General features: G+C 62.1%; 4 protein-coding genes. 2 read left to right on the forward strand and 2 right to left on the reverse strand.

Annotation, left to right across the window (positions count from 1 at the left end; all coding sequences use genetic code 11):
* Nucleotides 1-1,806, forward strand: a 1,806-nt coding sequence (locus EPO09_RS14190) for an ABC transporter ATP-binding protein (protein WP_290643974.1), incomplete at its 5' end; no start/stop codon positions are given.
* Here EPO09_RS14190 and EPO09_RS14195 read toward each other — a convergent pair.
* A complete protein-coding gene (locus EPO09_RS14195; RefSeq protein ID WP_290643975.1) occupies nucleotides 1,791-2,801 on the reverse strand; it encodes a MerR family transcriptional regulator in 1,011 nt (336 codons plus the stop codon). The two genes, EPO09_RS14190 and EPO09_RS14195, sit on opposite strands and share 16 nt — an antisense overlap.
* 179 nt (nucleotides 2,802-2,980) lie before the next feature.
* On the opposite strand from EPO09_RS14195, the gene EPO09_RS14200 reads away from it, so the two are divergent.
* The gene (locus EPO09_RS14200; protein WP_290643976.1) at nucleotides 2,981-3,292 is read left to right on the forward strand and encodes a high-potential iron-sulfur protein; all 312 of its coding nucleotides are present in this window, start codon (nucleotides 2,981-2,983) and stop codon (nucleotides 3,290-3,292) included.
* Here EPO09_RS14200 and EPO09_RS14205 read toward each other — a convergent pair.
* Nucleotides 3,293-5,535, reverse strand: a 2,243-nt coding sequence (locus EPO09_RS14205) for an EAL domain-containing protein (RefSeq protein ID WP_290643977.1), incomplete at its 5' end; no start/stop codon positions are given.

The following is a 5,535-nucleotide window of genomic DNA, read 5'->3' on the forward strand; positions in this document are numbered from 1 at the left end:
CCCAAAGGCTTCTTCGCCTTTGTCTGGGCCGGTACGCACGGCCAGCGCCGCTTCATCCTGGGCATGACCACGCTGACGGCGGCCATCGGTGCCTTCGAGGCCCTGCTGTTCAACATGCTGGGCAGCGTGGTCGACTGGCTCAGCCAAGTCGCACCCGCCAATTTATGGACACAGTCTCGCCACAAGCTCCTCTTGCTGGCTGCCATCCTGCTGGCCAGCCCGCTGGCCGTGCTGCTGCAAACCGTGATCAAGCACCAGGCCCTGGCCGGCAACTTCCCCATGAAGATGCGCTGGAACTTCCACCGCCTCATGCTGGGCCAGAGCATGAGCTTCTATCAGGACGAGTTCGCTGGGCGCGTGGCCACCAAGGTCATGCAGACCGCCATTGCCATCCGCGACACCTGCTTCATCGTGGCCGACATCCTGGTCTTCGTGGCCATCTACTTCGTGACCATGACCGTGGTGGTCGGCCGCTTCGATCTGTGGCTCGTGATGCCCTTTCTGGGCTGGCTGACGCTGTATGTGATCTCGGTGAGCTACTTCGTGCCGCGTCTGGCCCGCAAGGCCAAGGAGCAAGCCGATGCCCGCTCGACCATGACCGGCCGCATCACCGATGCCTACACCAACATCGCCACGGTCAAGCTCTTCTCTCACGCCAACCGCGAAGCCGCCTACGCCCAATCGGCCATGAAGGAGTTCATGAAGACCGTGTACGGCCAGATGCGCCTGGTCAGCGGCTTCGAGGTGATCAACCATTCGCTGAGCATGCTGCTCATCTTGTCGACCACAGGGCTGGCACTGTGGCTGTGGAGCCATGGGCAGGTGGGAATCGGTGCGGTGGCGGCTGCCACGGCCATGGCCTTGCGACTCAATGGCATCTCGCACTGGATGATGTGGGAAGTGGCCATGCTGTTCGAACACATCGGCACCATCCAGGATGGCATCACCACCTTGGCCAAGCCGCATACGGTGCTCGATCAGCCGCACGCAAAGGCCCTGAACGTGCAGCAAGGCGACATCCGCTTCCAGAACGTGCGCTTTGCCTACGGCGGCGAGCGTACCGTGCTGGACGGTCTGAACCTGCACATCCAGCCAGGCGAAAAGATCGGTCTGGTGGGCCGCTCTGGCGCGGGCAAGTCCACCATCGTCAACCTGCTGCTGCGCTTTTATGACGTGGAGGGTGGCCAGTTGCTGATCGACGGCCAGGACATCAGCCGCGTCACACAAGACAGCCTGCGCGCCCAGATCGGCATGGTCACGCAAGACACCTCTTTGCTGCACCGCTCGGTGCGCGACAACATCCTGTATGGCCGCCCCGACGCCACCGATGCCGACATGATCGAAGCGGCCGTCAAGGCAGAGGCCCACGAGTTCATCCAGACCTTGTCTGACCCCAAAGGCCGCACAGCCTATGACGCCCACGTGGGCGAACGTGGTGTGAAGCTATCAGGTGGCCAACGCCAGCGCATTGCCATTGCGCGCGTGATGCTCAAGGACGCACCCATCCTCTTGCTGGACGAGGCCACCAGCGCGCTGGACTCCGAAGTGGAAGCCGCCATCCAGGCCAGCCTGTACCGGCTCATGGAGGGCAAGACCGTGGTCGCGATTGCGCACCGCCTGTCAACCATCGCCGCCATGGACCGCCTGATCGTGCTGGACAAGGGCCGCATCGTCGAAGAAGGTGACCACGCCTCGCTGCTGGCCAAGGGCGGCTTGTACGCCCGCTTGTGGGCGCATCAGAGCGGCGGCTTCCTGGGTGAGGAAGCCGATGATGAGGGCGATGCCACCGCTCAATCAGCAGCTTGAGCGCGCACGGGCAGCGAGATGCCCTCTGCCTGCGCGATCGTGATCAGGGCCTCTTCCATCAAGGCGCGAGCATGGCCGGCCACCCGGTAGAGGTAGGCGTGCAAGGCCACGTCTGCCGGCTCACGGCTCTCGCAATCGGCGCTGTAGGACTCGAACTGCCCCAGCATGGTCACCAGGTGGGCCAGGTGATGCGGGCATTCACAAGCCACGCGCGGCATGGACTGCACCAACCCGGCCAATGAAGCGGCATCAAACCGGGGCGTGGGTGCGGGATCCGGCACATGGCGCAGCCCCCGCGCCACGCTGCGCCACCCTCTGACCGCATCCATGATCGATTGCATCAGCTCGGGTGCGCCCACAGCTGAGCGATGCAAGATAGCGCCGCGCGCATGCAAGGCCCCCGTGACTTGGCTGCTGGCAAAACCATAAACAGCCACGATCTGACGAGCCCCGACCAGGCGCTGCAAGCGCGCCAGCCAATCCACCGTTTCCATGTGCAAGGCCGGCACATCGACCAACACGATATCGGCCTGAACGTCACGCAGGGACAACTCGGACGCGGGGCTGCCATCCACAGTTTTCACCACCCGCACCCCTTCGCTGTCGAAAGCGTGGAGGTGATCCTGCCAGCGCAAGGCTGCGTCCTGTCCCACCAGCAGCACACGAACCGGCTCGACCCGCTTACCAGTACCGGCCACATGCCCGCGCTGAACGGGCGAGGTGGCACCGTTCAGCACGCTCTCAGTCTGATCCGCCTCGTCCACCAGATCCTGCAAGGCCGCCGTGTCCATGCGGGCCAGCATGCCGATGCCATGCCCACGGTTCACCAACTGCTTGATCAGCACCAGCCTGCGGACATCCTGACTGGAATACAGACGCTGGCCTGAGGGCGTTTGCGTTGGGCCCACAACCTGATACCGTCGCTCCCAGACGCGCAGCGTCGCCACGGGGATGTTGACCATGCGGGCAGCCGCACTGCTGCGGTAACTTGCCACGATAGCTTCTGCGAACGGAGGCCTTGGGTCTTCGGACATGCAATACCTCAAATCTTGATTGAACTCAAATTGAACCTGCTTTACACATTGTGGCGACATGCGCCGTGCAGAAGCGGGTCGAAAATGAGTCAAAGTGGATTCAAGGCTTCTTTCACCCCACTCAAATGGAGATTACGACCATGACCAGCCGTCGCCAATTCATGATGACCATCGTCCCTGCTGCCGCCGCTTTGTCGGTGATGGGCAGTGCACGTGCCGCCGACGCGGCCCATGCTGACGAAAAAGACCCCGCAGCCGTTGGCTTGGGTTACAAGCACGACGCTACCAAGATCGATGCCAAGAAGTACCCCACCTACAAGGCCGGCGCTGCTTGCGGCAACTGCCAGTTCTTCCAGGGCAAGGCCGGTGATGCATGGGGTGCCTGCCCTCTGCTGGGCGGCAAGCAGGTCAATGCCAAGGGCTGGTGCTCGGGCTACGCCAAGAAGGCCTGATCAGGCCGCTTCTGTGACCCGCGCCAAGGTACCTTTGTCCAAGGTGTGGGTCAGCCAGTCTTCAAACGCTGCTGCGGGCATGGGCTTGGCAAACCAATAGCCTTGCCCCTCCTCGCAGCCCAGCGCACGCAGGTTCTGCATCATGCCCAGGGTCTCGACGCCTTCAGCGATGCTGTTGAGGCCCAGGCCCGCCGCCATCTGGATGATGGCGCGCACGATGGCCACTTCATCAGGGTGGCGCTCCAGGTCACGCACAAAGCTCTGGTCGATCTTGAGCTTGTCCACCGAGAAGCGCTTCAGATAAGACAGGCTGGAATAGCCCGTTCCGAAGTCGTCGATGGCCAACTTCACACCCAAAGCCTTGAGGCCCTTGAGCCGACGCTCCACGCTCTCGACATCGCTGATCAGCACGGACTCGGTCAGCTCCAGTTCCAGTTGATTGGCCGGCAAGCCTGAACAAGCCAAGGCCTGAGACACCACCTGCTCGACCTCGCCGCGCTTGAACTGCAAGGCAGACAGGTTCACAGCCACGGTCAGGGGTGGATAGCCTTTGTCGAGCCATTCCTTGGCCTGACGACAGGCCTCTTCAATGACCCAGTCGCCGATTGGCACGATCAGGCCACTGTCTTCCGCCACCGGGATGAACTTGCCGGGCGGCACCAGGCCCCACTCAGGATGTTGCCAGCGGATCAGCGCTTCAGCGCCAAACACACGCCCCGTGGCCAGATCGACCTGCGGCTGGTAGTGCAGCACGAATTGCTTGAGCTCCAGGGCTCGACGCAAGCCGTTGCGCATGGACAGCTTCTCGACCGACTCTGCATTCATCCGATCATCAAAGAAACGATAGGTGTTGCGCCCCTCCGCCTTGGCTCGGTACATGGCCGTATCGGCGCGCTGCAACAGAATCTCGAATTCCTCGCCATCATTGGGCGCCATGGCAATCCCGATGGAGGCCGAGATCGACAGCTCCTGGCCTTCGATCTCAATGGGCTTGGCAAGCTCCTCGATCAACTTGTTCACGACGGGCGCCGCCGCGTCTGCATCATGCAGGTCTTTCAGAATCATCAGGAACTCGTCGCCACCGGGCCGGCTCACCGTATCGGTCTGGCGCAAGGTACGCGTCAGGATGTCAGCCACAGCCTGCAGCAACCGGTCGCCCACCGCATGGCCCAGCGTGTCATTGATGTTCTTGAAGTGATCCAGATCCAGCAAGACCATCGCCACCTGCTTCTGGTGGCGTTTGGCATCTGCTATGGCTTGATTGAGCCGGTCACGCGCCAACTCGCGATTGGGCAGACTGGTCAGCACATCGTGATAGGCCAGATAGGCGGCGCGCTGCTCTGCTTCTTGCCGTTCTTCTATCTCTTCACTCAAGCGGCGATAGGGGTCTCTCACGCTGGTGATGAACACGGCGCGATAGATGAAGTAATAAGCCACCACCTTGTAGAGGTGCCCCAGCAGGATGAAGACGTCGTTGACGCTGCCGTACAGCGTCAGGCAAGCCTCTGAGAGCACCGTGATGATGGCGGCCGCGCACAGGTCGTTGGTGCTGTAAGCGAGATCCGCACTTTTGCGGCGCATGAACACATAGGCCGCCGTGGCTGCCAGCGCCATCACGCCATATTCGGCCAGGACCTTGAAGGCCGTCAGCCCGTGGCCATCCACAAACGTCGAGGGCCAGATGCCTGGCGCAAGCAGTTCGATGGCATACATGCCTGCTGTCCAGAGCAGCGCAGCCACCAACAGGACATAACGGGGCCAGCCAGAATGCAAGGGTTGGATCGGCCTGATGGCGGCGGCCAGCATGGTCCACGCGGCGGTGTAGCGCGCCATCAACCAGAACTCGATGGCCTTTTGCGAACCAGACGGCGTCACGAAATCCGGCATGCCCTTGAAAGACAAGGTGTGCCCGAAATCGATCAGACCTACAGCCAGGAAGCCACAACCGATGATGACGATGTTGCCGGGCTGACCGGGGCTGCGCGCGTGCCAGGCGACTGAGAACACCAGCAAGGCGGCCACGATGGCGCCAAACTCCGTGATGGTATGCACGGACACCGAGAACACGGAACCATCGACATGCCAGGGCAACCAGGTCACCGCGCACCACATGGCGATGAGGATCACCGCCAGGCTGAGCAACAGCTTGGTCGGCAACTCATGTGACGCACCGTCGTGAACGGCCGTCTGCGGTGACACAACTGGTTCGAGACCGGCTTCGGGTGCGGACATATGGGTGGCAC

Source organism: Aquabacterium sp., from assembly GCF_004297345.1.
Lineage (GTDB): Bacteria > Pseudomonadota > Gammaproteobacteria > Burkholderiales > Burkholderiaceae_C > Aquabacterium.